The organism is Photorhabdus luminescens subsp. luminescens (assembly GCF_001083805.1).
GTDB lineage: Bacteria > Pseudomonadota > Gammaproteobacteria > Enterobacterales > Enterobacteriaceae > Photorhabdus > Photorhabdus luminescens.
Genome location: NZ_JXSK01000006.1, coordinates 158,477 through 180,434, shown reverse-complemented (window position 1 = coordinate 180,434; position 21,958 = coordinate 158,477). Strand labels below are relative to the sequence as shown.

Sequence of the window (21,958 nt, the reverse complement as noted above, 5' to 3'; positions counted from 1 at the left end):
AAATGTTGATGCTATTTAAAGAACTTAATAAAAATCATATGTCAGTATGGGTCTATGAGAATAAGTTGAAACTGGCGTTCATCGGAGAAACACCTCCCTCCCAACTTATTAATAAGGTTAAACAGAGAAAAGAAAATATATTAGACTTTTTGAACAAAAGAAGTATTTTCTCAGAAAAAGATTTTCAGAGTTTTATTTTTAATGAAAACCATTCTGGTCCGAATGGTGTAGTCGTCTCCCCCAGAAAAAAAATTGAAGCGATATTTCCGGCTACCAGCTTGCAACAGGGGTTTGTTTATCATCATCTGACTCAGCCACAGGATGATGCTTATCGTGTGCAATTGCTGTTGGATTATCACACCAATATCAACTTTGCCGTCTATCAACAAGCTTGGTCACTGGCTTCACTACGTTTCCCCATTCTCAGAACCGCATTTGATTGGGAAGGAAAAATATTACAGATCGTAACAACGGGCTCCAGTATTGGACCATTGAACTTCAAGTTCAAAGATATCAGTCAATTACCCAAAGAAGACCGAAACAAGGCAATTGACGAAATTCAACAACACGACCGCACCCTACCTTTTGATTTAAGTCATCCCGGGTTAATCCGCTTCACTCTCATCAGGCAGGATGAGCAGTTAGTCACCATACTGCTTACACAACATCACTGCATTGCTGACGGCTGGAGCCATCCGATTTTATTGCAAGCTGTGCATGAGTATTACAACCAATTGATAAAAGGGCAGAAGCCCCAGATTATGGTGGAGCAGACTTATCTAGCAACCCAACAATATCATCTGGATCATCAAGCTGAATCAGACATTTATTGGGCGGCATACAAAGCCCAATTTCAGGGCGCCAATGATTTTTCCACGTTGTTAAGTCACCGTGTCGATTTAGCGCAAATAAAAAGCATTGAAAACCCAGCTACACAGGAACTCGTTGTTCAGGACAAAACTTATGCGCAGCTTAAGGATATGTGCCGGACACAAGGGGTGACACTGAATGTGGCCTTACAATTTGCCTGGCATAAACTCCTGCACAGTTACACGGGCGATGCACAGACCGTTGTCGGCACCACCGTCTCCGGCCGCGATGTTCCGGTGGCAGGGATTGAATCCAGTGTTGGCCTATATATCAATACCTTGCCACTGATGGTGCAATGGCATCCAACAGACAGTGTAGCGGTGATTTTACAGAATATCCAAGCGGCTATTGCTTCCCTCAACAGCCACAGTGCCGTCTCACTGGCCAGTTTACAATCCGACGGAGAACGGTTATTCCACAGCTTGCTGGTATTTGAAAACTACCCGGCCCCCGTGGTAAGCCAAAACCCCGCCGGTATAGAACATACCCTGACATTCCGTCAGTCCGTCGAAAAAGTGGATTATCCGGTATCGCTGGTAGCCTATGAGCACGACAACAACCTCACCATCAAATTCAGTTATGGCAAAGACTGGCTGACAGAAGCACAGACACAGCGCGTATTGGGTCAGCTTGAACGCATCCTGCACGCGGCGGCATGCAACCCAAACCAGTCACATACGTCAATCTCCTTCCTCAGCGAAGCAGAGCGTCATACCCTGCTGCGCCACTGGAATCAGACCGACGCGCCTTATCCGCAGGATAAAACCCTGCAACAACTGTTTGAAACCCAAGTGGAAAGCACGCCAGATAACGTGGCGCTGGTGTTTGAAGGAGAATCTCTGACCTACCGCCAGCTTAACGAACGGGCCAACCAGCTCGCTTATGTGATCCGTGAACGTTGTCAGCAACGCCATCATGTCCCTATGCAAGCTGATACCCCCATAGCCCTTTACCTCGACCGTAGTCTGGACATGGTCATCAGTATTCTGGCAGTACTGAAAGCCGGTGGCGCTTATGTCCCCATTTCCCCTGAGTATCCATCAGAGCGGGTTCGGTTTATTTTGGATGATACCCAATCACCCTGCGTCGTTACTCAGCAAAGGTATCTGGCAACCCTGGCGACGAACACGCAAACACGCGCAAAACAACCGGTACTGATAGCAGCGGATGACCTGACAATCACCGCAGGCCAGTCCGTGGACAATCCAGCATCGGTAAACAAATCCTCAGATTTGGCCTATATCATCTATACCTCAGGCACCACCGGCCAGCCGAAAGGGGTCATGATTGAGCACAAAAATGTGGCTCATCTGGTGGCGGCACAGGCAGAAATCTTTGATGCCACAGAGAGAAAAAAAGCCTTAATGTTTGCTGCTTACGTCTTTGACGCCTCGGTTTCCGAGTTATTCCTCAGCCTGCTTCATGGTCATACAATTTACCTTTGCAGCGAAACAGAACGTAACATCCCCGCCGTTGAAAAACTCATTCAGCGGGAAAATATTGAAATGGCCACCTTACCCCCTGCCATACTGAAATTATTAACTGGGACTCAGTTGCCTTCCCTGCAATTATTAGTGACCGCCGGAGAGTCGCCTTCTCCAGATTTTCTTGAATATTTCAGCCAACATAGCAGCATACTGAATGCTTACGGCCCGACAGAAGTGACCGTTTGTGCGACAGGGAAGCGATATCAACATGGGGATATTGCAGCAAACATTGGTAAAGCCATTAATAATGCTCGCATTTATGTTATTGATAATCAAGGAAATTTATCTCCTGTCGGCGCACCGGGAGAACTCTATATCGGCGGTGCCGGGCTGGCGCGGGGATACTTAAATCAACCGGAACTGACGGCCGAATGTTTTGTGGCTAATCCCTTTGCCACCGCAGAAGACAAAGCACGCGGTTACACCCGTCTGTACAGAACTGGCGATTTAGTCCGCTGGCGAGCAGATGGCGATCTGGAATATCTGGGACGCAATGATTTTCAAGTCAAAATCCGTGGTTACCGTATTGAACTGGGCGAAATAGAAAGTGCCCTGACGGCCCACCCACAGGTCAAACAGGCGGTAGTGATTGATCGTGATCATAACGGCCATAAAATACTGGCGGCATATCTGGTGACTGCGGGGGAACTATCTGATGCCAGCCTGACTGAACATCTCTCTTCCCGCCTGCCAGAATACATGCTGCCAGCCAACTTTACTCGCATCGACTCCGTTCCCTTGACCCTGAATGGCAAACTGGATCGCCGCGCCCTGCCTGAACCAATCTGGGGAGATCGTGACAGCTATGTCGCGCCTAGAAATGCGCTGGAAACTCAGCTCTGTACCATCTGGCGGGCCGTCTTGGGGCTGGAGCGGATTGGCATTGAAGATAACTTTTTCCGCATTGGGGGGGATTCCATTGTCAGTATCCAACTGGTGTCAAAACTGCGTCAGGCGGGCTTTTCCCTCCAAGTTAAATCAATTTTTGAAGCGCCAACGGTAGCCCGGTTAGCCCAACTACTGGCACTCTCATCACCTACCGTTAACATACTTGCAGAGCAGGGATTGTTAAGCGGGGAATTTAGCCTGTTGCCTATCCAACAAATCTTCTTCGACTGGAATTGGTCACATCCACACCATTGGAATCAGGCATTTATGATTCAGATCCCCGGGAATATTAAATCCGTACAGATTGAACAGGCCCTGATAATGCTGGCTAAACGGCATGATATGCTACGTACCCGTTTTATAGATACCGAAAACGGCTATCGTCAGTACTATTCCGAGAAAATGCCATCTTCATATTCTCTTTTACATCACTGTGATATCAGGGGATTAAATAAGGAAGCATTACATCAACAACTAACCCAATGGCAAAGTGGCTTTGATTATTACAACGGGCCATTATGGCAAGCAGGTCATCTGACCGGATATACGGATGGCAGCGCCCGGCTATTCTTCGCATTCCACCATCTGATTATTGACGTAGTTTCCTGGCGAATTATTGCTGAAGATATACGCAGATTGTTGCAGGGCGAAACACTGCCAGAAAAGACCAGTAGTTATCGTCAGTGGGTGAGTGCCGTCCATCACTATGCAAAATGCCATCAACAGGAAATTTCCTACTGGCAGCAAGTCATGGTAGGAAATCCCTCTCACACCGCTTCAGATGAAATCAGTCATCACATGCTGAGCATTTCTGCCGAATTGACCGACATTCTGCTGCATGAGGCCAATGCTGGCTATAAAACCGAAATCAATGACTTGCTTCTCAGCGCTCTCACACTGGCATTACAAGCTGTTTTTTCTCAACCGGTTAACCACATCACGCTTGAAGGCCACGGTCGAGAGAGTATCGACAACAGACTGGATGTTTCTGAAACTATCGGCTGGTTTACCACACTGTATCCCGTTCGTCTGGCAATGCAGGCAACTATTGCAGACACCATCATTCACACCAAAGAGATGCTTCGTACTGTGCCCAATAAAGGCATTGGTTATGGGGCATTACATCAGGCAGGCTATTTGAATGGGGATTTACCAGCAATAAGCTTCAATTACCTCGGGCAATTGGGCGGAGCAATCGGGCAAAACTGGTCACTGACCAACGACTATTGTGGAAACGTAATAGCAAACGATAACTATAGTCATTTACTACTCAATATTAATGGACTAATTCAAGCCGGCAAGCTGCAATTCAGTGTCAGTTCGCGCTTAACACCGACTCAGACACAACTATTTATCACCGCATTTGAGCAGACTCTCCAGGTTGTCATCATGGCTGGTCAACAACAGGCGCAAATCGGCGGGATAAAAACCCCCAGTGATTATGGTATTGACGGGCTGTCAATCTCTCTCCTACGCCAGCTACAACAGCGCTACCCGCTTGAAGCCCTGTACCCCGCCACAAGTTTGCAACAAGGATTTATTTATCATCATCTGACCCAGCCACAAGATGATGCCTATCGCGTACAACTGTTGCTGGATTATCACACACAACTCGATCTTGCCGCCTACCAGCAGGCCTGGGCGCTGGCCTCGCTACGCTTCCCCATCCTCAGAACGGCATTTAACTGGGAAAACGAGGTGTTACAAGTTGTGACGGAAGGCGCAAGTATTCATTCGGCGAATTTCGAGATCAAAGATATCAGTCAATTACCGGAAGAAGCATGGAACAGCGCCATTGAAGCAATTCAACAACATGACCGAACCCTGCCGTTTGATTTAAGTCAGCCCGGCTTAATTCGCTTCACCTTAATTAAACAAAGTGAACATCTGGTAACGGTGCTAATCACGCAACATCATTGTATTACCGATGGTTGGAGCAACCCGATTTTATTGCAGACTGTGCATGAATATTACAACGAACTCACACAAGAACGTGTCCCCCAAATAGTGGTAGATAAAGCCTATCTGGCAACTCAGCAATATTATCTGGATCATAAAGCAGAATCCGAGGCTTATTGGGCTGAACATAAATCACAACTCCACGGAATGAATGATTTTTCCCCCTTGCTAAGTCATTGCGTTGATTTAACGCAGATAAAAACCGTTGAAAAACCCGCTGAGCAACTACTCACTGTACAGGGCAGCACTTATGAACAGCTTAAGAATATGTGCCGAACACAAGGAGTGACATTGAATGTGGCCTTGCAATTTGCCTGGCATAAGCTACTTCACAGCTACACAGGAGATGAGCAGACCGTTGTCGGTACCACCGTCTCCGGTCGAGATATTCCGGTGGCGGGAATTGAATCCAGTGTCGGCCTATATATCAATACTTTGCCGCTGATGGTGCAATGGCGCCCAACAGACAGTGTAGCGGTGATTTTACAGGATATCCAAGCGGCTATTGCTGCCCTCAACAGCTACAGTGCCGTCTCACTGGCCAGTTTACAATCCGACGGAGAACGGTTATTCCACAGCTTACTGGTATTTGAAAACTACCCGGCCCCCGTGGTAAGCCAAAACCCCACCAGCATAGAACATGCCCTGACATTCCGTCGGTCCGTCGAAAAAGTGGATTATCCAGTATCGCTGGTAGCCTATGAGCACAACAACAGTCTCACCATCAAATTCAGTTATGGCAAAGACTGGCTGACAGAAACACAGACACAGCGCGTACTGGCTCAGCTTGAACGTATCCTGCACGCGGCAGCATGCAATCCAGACCAGTCACATACGTCAATCTCCTTCCTTAGCGAAGCAGAGCGTCATACCCTGCTGCACCGCTGGAATCAGACCGATGCGCCTTATCCGCAGGATAAAACCCTGCCACAACTGTTTGAAGCCCAAGTGGAAAGGACACCGGATAACGTGGCGCTGGTGTTTGAAGGTGAATCCCTCACCTACCGCCAGCTTAACGAACGGGCCAACCAACTGGCTTATGTGATCCGTGAACGTTGTCAGCAACATCATAATGTCCCCATGCAAGCTGATACGCCCATAGCCCTCTACCTCGACCGCAGTCTGGACATGGTCATCAGTATTCTGGCGGCGCTGAAAGCCGGGGGCGCTTATGTGCCCATTTCACCGGAATATCCATCAGAGCGGGCTTTGTTTATTTTAAACGATACCCAATCACCCTGTGTCCTAACTCAACAAAAGTATCTGGCAACGCTGGCGACAGAGACGCAAACATGCGCAGAACAACCAATACTAATAGCAACGGATGACCCGGCAACCACCGCAGACAAACCGGTGGGAAATCTAGTATCGGTAAACAAATCAACCAATTTGGCCTATATCATCTATACCTCCGGCACCACCGGGAAGCCGAAAGGCGTCATGATTGAGCACAAAAATGTGGCTCATATGGCAACAGCACAGGCTGAAATTTTTGATGCCGCCAAGAGAACAAAAGCCTTAATGTTTGCCGCCTATGTTTTTGACGGTTCTGTTTTCGAACTCTTCCCCAGTTTATTTAATGGACTGACTCTTTACCTTTGCAGCGAAACAGAACGTAATGGCCCCGCCGTTGAAAAACTCATTCAACGAGAAGGCATTGAAATAGCCGCCTTACCGCCAGCAATATTGAAGCTGTTAATGGGCTCGCATTTACCTTCCTTGCAGTTATTAGTGACCGCCGGAGAATCCCCCTCTCTGGATTTTCTTGAACATTTCAACCGTCATAGCGCTGTCCTCAATTCTTATGGGCCAACAGAGGTGACCGTTTGTGCGACTGAAAAAACATATCAACCTGGAGTCATCCCAACCAATATCGGCAAAGCCATTAATAACGCCCGCCTTTACGTTCTTGACAGTCATGGCAATTTGTCTCCTGTCGGAGCGCCGGGAGAACTGTATATCGGTGGCGCCGGAGTCGCACGGGGTTACTGGAACCTGCCGGAGCTGACCGCCGAGCGGTTTGTGGCAAACCCTTTTGCCACCGCAGCAGACAAGGCCAAAGGGTATACCCGTCTGTATAAAACCGGCGATCTAGTCCGCTGGCGGCCGGATGGCGATCTGGAATATCTGGGACGCAATGATTTTCAGGTCAAAATCCGCGGTTACCGCATTGAATTGAGCGAAATTGAAGCCGCACTTGTTTTGCACCCACAGGTAAAACAGGCGGTGGTGATTGACCATGAGCATAACGGCCATAAAGTACTGGTAGCGTATCTGGCGACGGAAGGGAAACTTTCAGACGATGAGCTCATCAGGCACTTATCTTCCCGCCTGCCAGACTATATGGTACCGGCCAGCTTTACCCGTATTGAAGCGGTACCACTGACCCTGAACGGTAAACTGGATCGGCGGGCACTGCCAGAACCAGTCTGGGGAAACAAAGAGGAATACGTGGCGCCCCGCAATGCACTGGAAACCCGGCTCTGTGCCATTTGGCAAACCGTCCTGGGGCTGGAGCGGGTGAGTATTGATGATAACTTCTTCCGTATCGGTGGGAATTCCCTAATGGCAATTAAGCTGACCACAGCGATACGCCATGAAATGGGGATTGATATTCCTTTAAATATTTTATTTAGCTGCAAATGCATTTCTCTATTATCCCAATGGTTGGAAACAGGCAATACAAAATCCAGCTTGCTTAATTTATTAACACCAAAATCAACGGCAAAAAATAAGTTGTTTATGGTTCATCCAGCTAATGCAGGTAGTGAAGTCTATGAATTTCTGGCAAATGATTTATCTGGTGCGTATAACTGCATAGGCATCGATAATTATAATCTCTGTACAAATAATCATATAGGTTCACTACACCAAATATCTCAAATTTATAGGGAATTAATTCTGACTGAAACTTCTGTTGATCAACCTATTCGCATCTTAGGATGGTCATTAGGTGGACAATTAGCGATGGAGATTGCATTTCAATTAGAACAGCTAGGTGCAAAAGAAATTCAATTGTTCTTGTTAGATACAATAATCAATAATGATGGGATAAAAGAGCTCAGAGATAACTTAGATATATCAAGCAAGCATGGCCCTATTGTTGTAAAATTGCGGAAAATGGGAGCAAATGATACTTATATTAATAAAGTTTTGGCAGCAATGCCATTTGAACATGGAATAACTAACTGCAATTTAAGCGGGAAATTAGCCCATACCAATATTACCTTATTTAAAGCTGGCCAAATAACTCCATATTGTATAGATGAAATTCAATTAGCTATGGGTAAATTGATAATAAAGATACCGGATAATAATATCTCCCAATGGACAGTCAATCCATTAGTGATTACATTGCTTAATGATTATTATCATGAAAATATTATTGAAGCTATTTCCATTATTAGCGCAGAAATAATCAACACGCTATTAATTAAGGATAATATCAATATAATTTAATTATAGCTAACGGGGCTGGCATTTCTGGCCCCGTCAGATTAATACTACAATCATACTCAATAATCTTATCGACAAATTCAGGTGTAATGGCAATCCTATCAGCTCATACGGAAAAAGCTCAGTTGTGAGTAATAGGCATATCACTATGAGCTGAAACGTCCTTTTAATTTATAGCGATTACCGGGAAATAACAACCTGGCACTGGAAACAGTGTAATGCGTCGACCAAGTTCGGCGACTAATTAATAAACAAGGAACACCCGACTCAATTTGCAGCAACTTACAAGATCGAGGATCGCCAGCAATAGCTTCTACAATGTGTTCACCTTCCGTTAGTGGTGCAATCATTGACAAATAATCGTGCGGCGTAAGCTTGGTAAAATCCTGTTGCAAATAGCCAGGAGCCGCTTGAGCATTGACATAACGATCTTCTATCTGAACAGGAACATCGTTTTCATAGTGGACAATAACTGAATGGTAAATCGGCGTACCAGCAATAATGTCTAATTCAGCAGCCTGTTTCACATCCGCATTCAGCTCGGATAATTTTAATATTTTACAGCAATGCTGATGAGAACGAGCTGAAATCTCATCAGCAATACTGTGAATTTCGAACAACGCAGATTGCCCCTTCGGTGCAGCAACAAATGATCCTACGCCTTGCAGCCGCACTAATAACCCTTCCGCAGTTAACTCACGCAACGCACGATTGGCAGTCATACGGCTACAGTTAAACTGTTTAACTAGTTCAGCTTCAGAAGGGACACGATCATTTGATTTCCATTCACCAGTGTAGATTTTTTCAATGATGGATTGTTTCACTCTGGCATACAGAGGAGCAGGTTTGGCAAATGATCCTGATAAGTGAGTCGTCACAATAAATTCCTTATGCTGTAAAAATGTTAAGTGATTAATTACACTCACTTTATCAGGCTATATTCGCCAAAATAAAAAACACAATAGTATTGTTATCTTAGATAATCAATACCACCAATGTGCTAATTGCCAAGCAATACGTGCTGCGGCTTTTCCACCTATGCCTTGTATATCAAATATTGGATTAAGCTCAACCAAATCAGCCGCCTGTAGTTTACCGCTCTGACAAATTGGCTGAATTAATTGCAGAAGACGTTCCAATGGCACCCCCAATGCGGCAGGCGCAGAGACTGCTGGCATCTGATAAGCAGGTAATACATCCAAATCGATTGTCATGTAAATCAAATCAACTTGCTGGAGTATATCTTGTATCTGCTGTTGTACCTTGTCCAACATAGTTTCACGACATTGATCGTCCCAGATAATCGTGGCGTTCAAGCGGTTTGCTTCATCCACCAATGCCTGCGTATTAGACGCCAAACTTGCGCCAATGCAAGTATAGTGAAACAGACGTTGATGCTGCTGACAATATTCAGCAAGTTGACGAAATGGTGTACCAGAAGTAGGCTGCGGCGACCGCCGTAAATCAAGATGCGCATCAAAGTTAATAATACCAACACGTTGATGTGGAAAAGCATCATAAATTCCAACCCCATGAGCAAAAGCCGTTTCATGTCCTCCCCCAAGCACCAGGGTACGTACATTCTGACGTTGGCATTGGGTAACGGCATCAGACAAAGCTTGCTGTGCTTCACTTAATTGATTGGGATTAGCACGAATACTTCCCAAGTCCACCAATCGATCATGCCCTTTATGACTCGCCATATTTGCCAAAGATTGCCGCAAATAATCAGGACCTTGATTGGCGCCCGGCCTACCCTGATTGCGTTTTACCCCTTCATCACATTCAAACCCCAATAGAGCAATATAGTGAGAAAATTCTTCCGGCGTAAAATACGGAGATAGTTTAACTGTTTGAAAAAGCCGTAGTGCATTATCCGCTTCTGACAAATCATTTCGCCCTTGCCAAATCGTCGGCGAAGTAGCATGCCATAAATTCATTTACTGCTCCTTATCTGTTATATGCCGGAATGAGTTATAACGCCATGAAACACTCTGATATTCAAAGGGTTACGACCTAATTCATAGAAAATATCAACGGGATTTTCTGCATCCCAGACAACAAAATCAGCGTAAGCTCCGGCACGCAATTGTCCGTGACTCTGCTCTCTACCCAATGCACGAGCCGCATGTCGGGTTACACCTAACCATACCTCTTCAGGAGTCAATCCAAATTGGACACATGCCATATTCATGGCCATTCGCAAAGAGGCAAATGGGCTGGTTCCAGGATTAAAATCGGTAGATACGGCTATCGGCACATGAAATTGCCGCAATAAATCAATAGGTGGACGTTGTGTTTCCTGCAAAAAGTAGAATGCGCCAGGAAGCAAAACAGCTACCGTACCACTGTGACTAAGCGCCTCAACTCCTGCCTGATCTAAATATTCAATATGATCCACGGAAAGACCATGATAGCGAGCGACCAGTTCACTCCCGCCTAAATGAGATAACTGCTCCACATGACCTTTTACTGGAATGTTCCAACGTTGCGCTTCCTGAAAGAGCCGCTCAGTTTGAGTCAGATTAAATCCTACACTTTCACAAAAAACATCTACTGCCTCGAACAACCCTTTTTGCCAGAGTTGCGGCAGGATATTTTCGCAAATCAGATCCATATAAGCGTCGGGATTATGCTTATATTCAGGTGGACAAGTATGAGCAGCGAGCAATGTGGGACTGATTTCTATCGGATTATGTCGCGCTAAGTTCTGCGCAACTTGTAGCAATTTTTCTTCATTTTCTAGATTTAATCCATAACCCGATTTAATCTCAATAGTGGTTACACCTTCGGCCATAAATGCAGCAAGACGCTGCTGTGCAGCATGTTCAAGTTGTTCATGAGAACTGCCCCGAGTCGCAGAAACTGTCGCATTAATTCCCCCTCCTTGAGCGCTGAGTTCAGCATAGGACATACCATTTAAACGCTGCTCCCACTCATAAGCCCGGTTACCACCAAATACTAAATGGGTGTGACAATCAATTAAACCAGGGGTAATCAGGCGTTGTTGGACATCAATTACCTGACAACGACTCGTCTGTAATGTTGCTGTGGGCAAAATAGCTAAAATTTTGTCATCACGCACCAGCAGATCATGTTCTTTTAATAATCCATAAGCCGCATTGACAGTAGGGTCCATTGTTGCCAGTCTAGCATTACGCCAGATGATATCAGTATCACGCAGTTCTATTGCCATGATCAGCATCCTGTATTGGTTTCTAGTTGTATATACATTTATTTTCCAACCAACTATCATTGTCAAATTATTTTGTTAACTACCTGGATATACCTTCTTATCAGCATTTTTAAACCACAAACTCTGTAAAATCAGGTTTCATTAAATATAATCAGGTTTAATAGTTAAAAAGATGCAGTACACTTGTCACAAAATGGTTTAATTAACTGAAAAATGATGAAAAATAAATACTCCTTGGATGAGGAAGAAATTAGCTTATTTCAACAATCGGTAGCAGGCGCCAAACGCATCAACCAGGATACCGTCTTACATTCTTCCAGAAGAAAAAAAACCAGCTATATTGCCCCTGAACGAATTCAGCAAGAGCAAATTGACGCCAGCTACTATTTTTCTGATGAATTTCAGCCTAACCTTGATACCGAAGGCCCTACTCGCTATGTAAGGGAAGACACAAACCATTACGAATTGAAGAAATTACGCCGAGGCGACTATTCACCCGAATTGTTCCTTGATTTACACGGATTAACTCAAATGCAAGCCAAACAGGAAATTGGGGCATTGATCGCTGCTTGCCGTCGTGAACATGTCTATTGTGCCTGCATCATGCACGGTCACGGGAAACGCATTCTCAAACAGCAAACGCCTCTGTGGTTAGCTCAACACCCAGATATCATAGCCTTCCATCAAGCGCCAAAGGAATGGGGAGGTAACGCCGCGTTATTGATGCTTATCGAACTTGATGAGCCTTGAGCCTATATGTCGCTGAATTATTAGGCTTTTGCTGCCAATTGCGACGGGCTGATCTGCCAGACAAGAGTACCCTTGCCAGTCTGGCTGTTTAAATCCACACATATCATTGCAGAAGTTGCAAACATTGGTGGTGTTTCTGCCGGGCATAATTCAGCCACTAAATAACTGACTAACGGTAAGTGAGAGACAACCAAAACAGCGTTATATCCTTGTTCAGCAAGAAACTGGAGATAACTACTTACCGTCGCAGCATCACCTGATGGCGTTAACCCCGACAACACTTCTTCACCATCCGGTAAAGATAAGGATTTACGAACAATCTGTAACGTCTGTTCAGCGCGAATATAAGGACTTACTAATACGAGATCAATCTGATGCTTTTGCTGTGCTAACCAACAAGCCATTTTTTGTGATTCATCACAGCCGCGAGGAGTGAGTTGCCGGGCAGCATCGCTAATTGCATCTAAAGCCGCGTCACCATGACGCATAATAAAAATTTGCATAGTCCACCGTATGAATGAGTAAGCACAGCTATCTTACCGCTAATAAATATCAGTAATCTCAATCTGAGTTATATACCCGTCATCTTTCAAGTTGCCTCTTTGTTGGCTGCGCTCACTCACCCCGGTCACATAGTTATCTATGCTCCCGGGGATTCGCTCCCTTGCCGTCGCGATGCATCTTGAAATCCATAGGGTATACAATAAAAATTGCCACTACAAAAACATTTCAGACAGGGTGAACAAGCATTCTACTCAAAACAAAAACAAATAAAATGGTTGAACGATAACCCAATGGATGTTGCTTGAATCTATACCCGTTATCTTTCAAGTTGCCTCTTTGTCGGCTGCACTCGCTCACCCCGGTCACATAGTTCGCTATGCTCCCAGGGATTCGCTCCCTTGCCGTCGCGATGCATCTTGAAATCCATAGGGCATATAAAGAGATTTTTTTTATTCAAAAACACTCAATACAATTCCGGCGCCTTAACGACACCGGAATTTATTTTTTCATCAATGCAGTATAGGCCACTATGAATAAAAACTTTTATTCTGTTCAGCCATTTTCACTAAACACTCACAAGGTACGAATCTATCGCCATACTGATTTTCCAGCCTACGCAGAATCTCCACTACTCTGGCACAACCAAGGCTATCAATATAACGGAATGGGCCACCAAAGAATGGCGGAAAACCAATGCCAAATACTGCCCCAATATCACCATCACGCGGACTTCTGATAATACCTTCATCCAAACAACGAACAGCTTCATTAAGCATTAGCATCACACAACGTTGAGCAATTTCTGACGAGAGCATATGCGACTCAGGTGTTATATTCAGCAAGGTATAAATTGAGCTATCAACTTTTTTGCCTCTCTTACCAAACTGCCAGAATTTTCTGGCCTCTGACGCATACAAATAGAAACCACGGCCATTTTTCCTACCCTTACGACCATCTTTCAGTACAGCATCGAGAGATTCAGGCGCAGCAAAACGCGGACCTAGTTGTTCCACCAGAATCGGCATGATTTTGGTGCCAACATCAATACCTACTTCATCTAATAAATTAATCGGGCCGACCGGAAAACCAAAATTAACCAGAGCTTTGTCTATATGATCAATGGGTTCTCCTGCTACCAGACAATGCGCGGCCTCACTAATATAAGGGACAAGAATCCGGTTTACATAAAATCCAGCTTTATCACCAACCACGATAGCAGTCTTACCCTGTTTTTTCGCCAAAGCAACTGCTGTAGCAATCGTTTTCTCACTGGTCCCTTGATGTGGAATCACTTCCACCAACGGCATCTTATCCACTGGGCTAAAATAATGCAGACCAATAACCTGCTCTGGTCGTTGAGCTTTTTCAGCAATCTGATGGATAGGTAATGAAGATGTATTAGATGCAAATATGGTTTCTGGTTTAGCATTCTTTTCTATTTCCGCCACCATTTGCTGTTTCAGTGACAAATCTTCAAACACTGCTTCAACAACAATATCGGTTTGTGCGAAACCATGATAATCCGTCGTTCCTGAAATTAGCATCATTTGTTGAGCACGTTCTGCCGGGCGCAGCCGTTTTTGCTTCACCCGTTTGGACAACAAATCCCAAGTATATTTCAGTACCTGACTAATGCCTTTCTCATTAATATCTTTAATCCGTACCGGCAGTTTGCCACGGGTGGCTGTTACACTCGCCACGCCTCCGCCCATCAAACCACCGCCTAATATACCAACGCGCTTGATTTCCGCCGGTTTCTCTGATGAACCCGTTTCATTCTTCAATGAAGTGGCAGCAAAAAACAGATTACGTAAAGCGGTAGATTCCCGTGTCATTGCCAGTTCACCAAATGCTACCGCCTCAGCCCGTAAACCCTGGCTCATGCCTTTTTCAACACCCTCTTTGACAACATCAATAATTCGTTCAGGCGCAGGATAATGCCCACGCGTTTTCGCCAGTGTCTTTTTACGAACGATATTAAACAAAAAGTATCTTCCCAAGGGGCCAACTAATAACCGCTGTTGCCACGGCAAAGGCTTACGCACAGGAATACCCTTTTTGACTTTTTCGATAGCAATGTCCAGCAGAATATCCGACGGCACAGCATCATCCACCAATCCGAGCCGTAATGCCTGTTTCGCCCGTAGCTGTTTACCAGTCAGAATGATATCCAACGCTGAACTGACGCCAATAAGTCTTGGCAACCGCTGAGTACCACCGGAACCCGGTAATAACCCAAGTTGAACTTCAGGTAATCCAAGACGAGTCTTATCATCCAGTGAACACACGCGCCAATGACATGCAAGCGCCAGTTCCAAACCGCCTCCCAAACAAGCGCCATGAATTGCTGCTACGACAGGCAAAGGATAATTAGCTATCTGAGAAAATAGTTTCTGACCCTTTTCAGCCAAATCTCGCGCATCTTCTTTGGTCTTACATCCGGCAATCATAGAAATATCAGCACCGGCAATAAACGTATCCGACTTACCGGAAATCAATATTAATCCTTTAAGACCAGAAGATTGCTGAGCTTGCTTGAAAACATTCAGAAATTGATCAACAAATTCTGCTTTCAGCGTATTTACCTTTTCTCCCGGCACATTAATGGTGATAACGCCGATCTTATCTGGCCTGACATTAAAACTGAAAACAGAAGCAGTTTGGTTTGTATCCATCGTGATGGGTGCAGCATCATGTTGAGCCTGAGTCATTATTCCACCTCCAATACCATAGCTGTGCCCAACCCGCCAGCAGCACAAGCGGTTGTCAACCCAAGCCCGCCGCCACGACGACGCAACTCATTCAATACTTGCGTCACCATACGAGCTCCTGTCGCTGCGAATGGGTGCCCATAAGCGATTGAGCCGCCTAAAACATTAAATTTGTCCATATCGACTTCACCAATCGCCTGAGCACGCCCTAATTTATTACGAGCAAATTCATCACTGGCAAACATTTTCAGGTTTGCCAGTGTCTGAGCCGCAAACGCTTCATGCATATCGATTAAAGTCAGATCTTTCAGTGTAATACCTGCACGATCGAGCGCTATTGGCGTGGCGTATGACGGCCCTAATAACATATCTTGCCAGACATCAATGGCTGAGAATGCATAGCTACGCAGATAACCAAGCGGTTTTGTTCCCAATGCCTTAGCCACTGATTCACGCATCAATATGACCGCCGCTGCGCCATCCGTCAGCGGTGTACTATTTGCAGCAGTGACAGTGCCGTACTTACGGTCAAACGCCGGACGCAGCTTCGCATAAGAGGTCAGTACAGAACTTTTACGAATATTATTATCTTCAAGCAATGCTTCACGGTACGGTGGGAAGTGAGCTGTCATGACTTCATCAGCCAACAATCCCTGTTCCCAAGCTTTCGCTGCCAGAATATGGGAGCGGTGTGCTAACGCATCCTGATCTTCTCGACTGATACGGTAAGTCTTCGCCATTTGTTCCGCAGTATCTCCCATACGCAGACCTGTAGAATATTCCGCTACCGCCGGAGACACAGGCAATAAATCGCGAAATTTAAGGCGGCTAAGTAATTTAAGGCGTTGCGATAGCGTTTTAGCCTTATTCATATCCACCAAAGTACGAGCCAGGGATTTAGTCACGCCAATCGGCAATACAGACGAAGTATCAGCTCCGCCAGCAATCCCGATATTCACCGTGCCAGCCATAATGCTTTCAGCCACATTGGCAATCGCCTGGAAACTAGTAGCACACGCACGGGATACGCTGTAAGCATCAGTACTCACACTCAACCCAGCACCGAGAACGATTTCACGGGCAATATTCGGCGCTTCAGGCATTTGCACCACTTGCCCAAACACCAGTTGGTCAATCTTTTCAGGGAGTAAACCACTCCTAGTCACAAGTTCGCTGACGACTGATTTACCCAAATCCACAGCCGGTATGCCGTGATACGATGTTGCCTGTTTAGCAAATGGAATGCGTAGCCCACTGACAATGGCGATACGATCACCTTGCTGTGTCACTTTTGTTAAAGGACGACTCATAACGGCTCCTGAAAGATTATCGTTAACTGAATCAAATTACTGAAAAAACTTTTCAACCAATCTGGACAGGTCTGACCTGATAGATCATTGTTAGCGTAATGTTTATAAATAGCAAACCTGAATAAATCAAAAATGAGAGGAAGCGCAACTTTAATTTATTTAATAGCTAAATGGTTTCAATACTTATTCGAACATGTTCACAAGCTGCTTTTTGCGATACTGGTCTATTACACCAGCCATAATTTCATTACTAAAATAATTCATAATGAATTTTAATATCTTATCCCTCTTAGCTATCGGGAAACTCGCACTACCTCTTAAAGAATATTTATCTGCCGAAATTTGATCTTAAAAAATCATTTTTAAACGTTTTTATTAATATCAAAAATCATTTTTTTGTTAACTGAGTCGCGTTTTTGATATCAACTTGGTAATATTTTAAAAACATCCTTGCAACATCAACTGTCATCAGACCTATACTTCACGACTGGTCTGATTTGTCAACGAGACAAACCGACCCTACAATCCTGCGCTCCTTGCTAAGATAAGTGGCATAGTTAAATAATAAACAAGAGGGTTTTGGTTATGAACCAGAAAAACCTGTTCACCCGTTCAGCATTAGCGGTTGCAGTGGCAATAATTTCATCGAATGCTGGCGCTGCTGGTTTCCAGTTAAATGAATTTTCTACTTCGGCTTTGGGCCGCGCTTTTTCCGGGGAAGGCGTTGTTGCTGATAACGCAGCGGTAGGAAGCCGTAACCCAGCGGCAATGACACTGTTTGATCGCCCATCATTCTCTATTGGCGCCGTCTATATCAATCCAGATGTTGATATTACCGGTAAATCCCCAGTAACAGGCAAAAGTACTAACGCTAAAAATATTGCTCCTACCGCCTGGATACCTAACATACATTTCATTATGCCAATCGATGATCAATGGTTTGTTGGTACTTCGGTCACCACCAACTTCGGTCTGGCAACGGATTTTAGCAATAACTATGAAGCAGGCCCCATCGGCGGTAAAACTGACCTGACAACGTTGAACTTCAACTTAAGCGGTGCTTATAAACTGAATGATCACTTCAGCTTTGGTTTAGGACTGAACGCTGTTTATGCGGATGCAGAAATCGTCCGTCATGCGGGCGCTCTGTCATATCACCCTAAATTACCAAAAGGTCTCATAAAACCAACTGATGAAGTTGCTAATCTGTCAGGTAAAGATTGGGGCTATGGTTGGAACGCAGGCATCATGTATGAAGTGGATGAAAATAACCGTTACAGCCTGACTTACCGTTCTAAAGTTAAAGTTAAGTTTAAAGACGGCGATTATAAAAATGACGTACCTGTTGCGCTAGGTCAAATGCTGGAAAAGGCGGGAGTGAATTTACCTGCTACTGGAGGCAAAACCATTGGCGGTAGATTAGATCTCAATTTGCCGGATATCTGGGAGATTTCCGGTTACAACCGCGTAGCGCCTAAATGGGCTATCCACTATAGCCTGGCGTATACAGGCTGGAGTGAGTTTAATGAATTGAAAGGGACCAGAAATAAAGACGGCTCCGTCCTGTTCAGTAAACATGAAGGCTTCAAAGATGCTTACCGTATTGCTTTAGGTACAACTTATTATCACGACGACAACTGGACATTCCGTACAGGTATCGCCTTTGATGACAGCCCAATTCCGGCTGAAAACCGTTCTATCTCTATTCCGGATCAAGATCGTTTCTGGCTGAGTGCTGGCGCAACCTACGCATTTAACAAAGATGCTTCTGTTGATGTAGGTGTTTCATATATGCATGGTCAGAAAGTCACTGTCAAAGAGAAATTGTCTGAAGCATTGCCTTACGCATATGAATTCGAAGCTAAAGGCACGGCCTGGCTGTATGGTGTGAACTTCAACTACGCATTCTAATAATATTCCACTCTAAAAAAGGATAGCGACACTGCTATCCTTTTTTATCTACGCAGTTAAAAACCAAATAAAGCGTTATCAATCATCAATACTATCTAAATCATCCTGTAATGCTTCGGCATTTGGATTTTTCGTGGCTTCCAGTTTACCACCGCTTGCCATAAAATCATGGCTCTGGAAATAAGCCTCACGCATCATCAAATAGGGATCTGACGAGTTCTTCAACAAGCCATCAGAATCCAGTAAACGAGCACGGGTTTCAATTCCTTCAAATGCCCACTTGCCGGCTGACATCCAAATAGTCAGATAACTCAGCATTGGGTAAGTCATATCCGCCCAATTTCCCCCTTCATCACGTAGGGTGAAACTGCCATAGCCCGGCAATACAACATAAGGACCATACCCCGCTTTATAATAGCCCAGAGTACTCCCAAAGCGTTTTGGCTCTTCTTTTGCCAATTTGGGGTTTGCCATCGTTGCAACATCAATCAGCCCCCCCATACCCAAAATGGTATTTAGGAAAAAACGATTAAAATGTTTCATTCCCTGATATGGGTTACCCCGCAAGAAACTGTTTACCATACTAGCCGGCTCTTCAAGATTACTCAGAAAATTACCCAAACCATTTCGAGCAGGCATCGGCACATAATCACGCCACGCTACCGCGACTGGACGTAAAACATAAGGGTCAAGAACATCATAATTAAAGTTGAACATTGTACGGTTAAAGCCTTCCAATGGGTCTGAACGCCCCTGTTCAACAGTATCAGATGAATTAGCGCATCCCACTAGTAATGCGGCGGTAAGAGCGATTCCGCCCAAACGATACTTCATACATCTCTCCAAGTAATAACCTTCTAGATCCGGCAGATCAGTTTGTTGCACGACTCGCCGATGATCATCAATAATGTGAATATTACTGACAATCTAACTTGAATGGTACTCAATTTAAGTGATCACTAAATAGGCAAACAGTTTATAACGCCTTATCTTAGGAAGAAAAAACCGTTATAATAAAGCTATGTCCCCTTAGTTAAATGGATATAACAAGCCCCTCCTAAGGGCTAATTGCTGGTTCGATTCCAGCAGGGGACGCCAGAAGCACATCCCACCAAGGTTAATAAATTTAAATTTTCCCAATTAAATCATGTAAATAAACTCAATGCTTGTCTAAGCAAGTCCGGTTTTGTTTTAGTGGAATCTAAATACAATCATTATTGATTCTCTTATCCATGCAAAAAATAAGCGCCTTACTTGGCGCTTCAGACCACTGACAAACCTCATTAAAAATAACGGGGTTTGTCAGCGGTCTGATGCCGGTCAAAAACCGGCATCATTTTATTAATGAATCATCGAATAGACAAAAACCTAAAGATTTTGCTTATTTGGCATTTAACACTTCATTTAATTTGCCTTCATCAAGCTGACGACAACGTTTCGCGACCACAATCGTTGCAACACCATTGCCAATTAGATTTGTTAAAGCTCTTGCTTCTGACATGAAACGATCTATTCCTAGTATCAGCGCCAGACCTGCTAGCGGTAAATGCCCAACAGCAGAAATTGTCGCAGCTAATACAATAAACCCACTACCTGTTACACCAGCCGCACCTTTAGAGGATAAGAGCAATACAACTAATAGCGTTATTTGATGCACAATATCCATGTGAGTATTCGTTGCCTGAGCAATAAATACCGCAGCCATTGTCAGGTAAATAGAAGTACCATCCAAATTAAAGGAATATCCCGTCGGTATCACCAATCCAACAACAGATTTCTGGCATCCCGCTTTCTCCATTTTATCTAGCATCCGAGGTAATGCAGATTCAGAAGATGATGTTCCCAATACGATTAATAGCTCTTCTTTAATGTAATTAATAAACCGGAATATACTAAACCCTGTGGCTTTTGCGATTGTTCCCAAAACAAATACCACAAACAGAATACAGGTGATATAAAAGCAAACTATTAACTGCCCTAATTGCACCAATGTGCCAATACCATATTTCCCGATGGTAAATGCCATTGCGCCAAAAGCCCCTAAAGGAGCTAATCTCATTATCATATTAATAATGCCAAAGATAACATGAGAAAAACCATCAATAATATTAAAGATTGGTTTTCCTTTATCTCCTAAACGATGAAGGGCAAAACCAAATAACACAGCAAATAATAAGACCTGCAAGATATTGCCACTAGCAAACGCCCCGATGACACTAGCCGGAATAACATCAAGTAAAAATGCTATTATCCCTTGCTCAGCAGCCTTCTCCGCATATAGGGATACCGCTTTAACATCTAACGTAGAGGGATCGATATTCATTCCTGCGCCAGGCTGTACAACATTGACGACAATCAATCCGATAATCAAAGCAATTGTGCTAACTATTTCAAAATATACCAGTGCAATAGCGCCTGTCTTACCAACGGCTTTCATACTTTCCATACCTGCAATGCCGGTGACAACGGTACAGAAAATAACAGGAGCAATAACCATTTTGATTAATTTAACAAATCCATCACCTAATGGCTTCATTTCCGCACCAAGCTGTGGGTAGAAATGCCCCAAAAGTATACCGATGGTTATTGCAACCAAAACTTGAAAATAAAGACTCTTTAGTAAATTTTTCTTCACTTCTTAATTCCCTAATCCATAGTAAAAATCAGATTCTATTTATTCTTATTAGAACGGTGTTGTTGTTGTTAAATGTACTTTATACCTTTATTTAATAAAATATAAAGTAAATTTTCATCATTTTTTCACAAAAAGTTAAAATTAACACACAATTTTTTAAGATATAGATCACATAAACACACAATCAATAACCTGACTAAGATGATTGAACCAATAATCATCTCATAAGTTATTTAAACCTTTCCATTTAAAAATATTATTTACTTGAAGAACGTTTGTTT

General features: G+C 44.2%; 11 protein-coding genes and 1 tRNA gene. 4 read left to right on the top strand and 8 right to left on the bottom strand.

Going from position 1 to position 21,958, the window contains the following annotated elements:
- The first annotated feature begins 2 nt into the window (after window positions 1-2).
- Window positions 3-8,663 carry a non-ribosomal peptide synthetase gene (locus TI10_RS24020; RefSeq protein ID WP_075262248.1) on the top strand — a complete coding sequence of 2,887 codons (8,661 nt, stop codon included), beginning with the start codon at window positions 3-5 and terminating at the stop codon, window positions 8,661-8,663.
- Between the two features lie 143 nt (window positions 8,664-8,806).
- Here the strand turns inward: TI10_RS24020 and hutC are convergent, their stop codons facing one another.
- The 3 genes from hutC to hutI form a co-directional block, all read right to left on the bottom strand.
- On the bottom strand, window positions 8,807-9,538 hold the full coding sequence (gene hutC / locus TI10_RS15400; protein ID WP_175445376.1) for a histidine utilization repressor: 732 nt from the start codon (window positions 9,536-9,538) through the stop codon (window positions 8,807-8,809).
- Between the two features lie 105 nt (window positions 9,539-9,643).
- Window positions 9,644-10,600: a formimidoylglutamase gene (gene hutG / locus TI10_RS15395; RefSeq protein WP_049584301.1), complete on the bottom strand. Its 957-nt coding sequence runs from the start codon at window positions 10,598-10,600 to the stop codon at window positions 9,644-9,646.
- Between the two features lie 17 nt (window positions 10,601-10,617).
- Window positions 10,618-11,856 carry an imidazolonepropionase gene (gene hutI, locus TI10_RS15390; protein WP_049584300.1) on the bottom strand — a complete coding sequence of 413 codons (1,239 nt, stop codon included), beginning with the start codon at window positions 11,854-11,856 and terminating at the stop codon, window positions 10,618-10,620.
- A gap of 216 nt (window positions 11,857-12,072) precedes the next feature.
- Here hutI and smrB point away from each other — a divergent pair, with 216 nt between their 5' ends.
- A complete protein-coding gene (gene smrB / locus TI10_RS15385; protein ID WP_049584299.1) occupies window positions 12,073-12,606 on the top strand; it encodes an endonuclease SmrB in 534 nt (177 codons plus the stop codon).
- 20 nt (window positions 12,607-12,626) lie between these two features.
- Here smrB and sixA read toward each other — a convergent pair whose 3' ends face one another.
- The 3 genes from sixA to fadI form a co-directional block, all read right to left on the bottom strand.
- Window positions 12,627-13,109, bottom strand: coding sequence for a phosphohistidine phosphatase SixA (gene sixA, locus TI10_RS15380; protein ID WP_049584298.1), 483 nt, complete (start codon window positions 13,107-13,109; stop codon window positions 12,627-12,629).
- A 528-nt stretch (window positions 13,110-13,637) separates the two neighbouring features.
- Window positions 13,638-15,821 (bottom strand): fatty acid oxidation complex subunit alpha FadJ, encoded by a 2,184-nt coding sequence (fadJ, locus tag TI10_RS15375; protein ID WP_049584297.1) that lies wholly within the window; start codon window positions 15,819-15,821, stop codon window positions 13,638-13,640.
- A complete protein-coding gene (gene fadI / locus TI10_RS15370) occupies window positions 15,821-17,131 on the bottom strand; it encodes an acetyl-CoA C-acyltransferase FadI (RefSeq protein ID WP_049584296.1) in 1,311 nt (436 codons plus the stop codon). The genes fadJ and fadI overlap by 1 nt, the downstream gene beginning before the upstream one ends.
- Window positions 17,132-17,716: 585 nt before the next feature.
- Between fadI and fadL the strand changes: the two genes are divergently transcribed.
- Complete coding sequence (gene fadL, locus TI10_RS15365) at window positions 17,717-19,042, top strand: long-chain fatty acid transporter FadL (RefSeq protein WP_049584295.1); 1,326 nt, start codon at window positions 17,717-17,719, stop codon at window positions 19,040-19,042.
- 78 nt (window positions 19,043-19,120) lie between these two features.
- Here the strand turns inward: fadL and mlaA are convergent, their stop codons facing one another.
- Window positions 19,121-19,876, bottom strand: coding sequence for a phospholipid-binding lipoprotein MlaA (mlaA, locus tag TI10_RS15360; protein WP_049584294.1), 756 nt, complete (start codon window positions 19,874-19,876; stop codon window positions 19,121-19,123).
- A gap of 189 nt (window positions 19,877-20,065) precedes the next feature.
- Here mlaA and TI10_RS15355 point away from each other — a divergent pair.
- Window positions 20,066-20,140, top strand: a tRNA-Arg gene (locus tag TI10_RS15355).
- Window positions 20,141-20,423: 283 nt separating this feature from the next.
- Here the strand turns inward: TI10_RS15355 and TI10_RS15350 are convergent.
- Complete coding sequence (locus TI10_RS15350) at window positions 20,424-21,677, bottom strand: dicarboxylate/amino acid:cation symporter (RefSeq protein ID WP_049584293.1); 1,254 nt, start codon at window positions 21,675-21,677, stop codon at window positions 20,424-20,426.
- Window positions 21,678-21,958 lie beyond the last annotated feature (281 nt).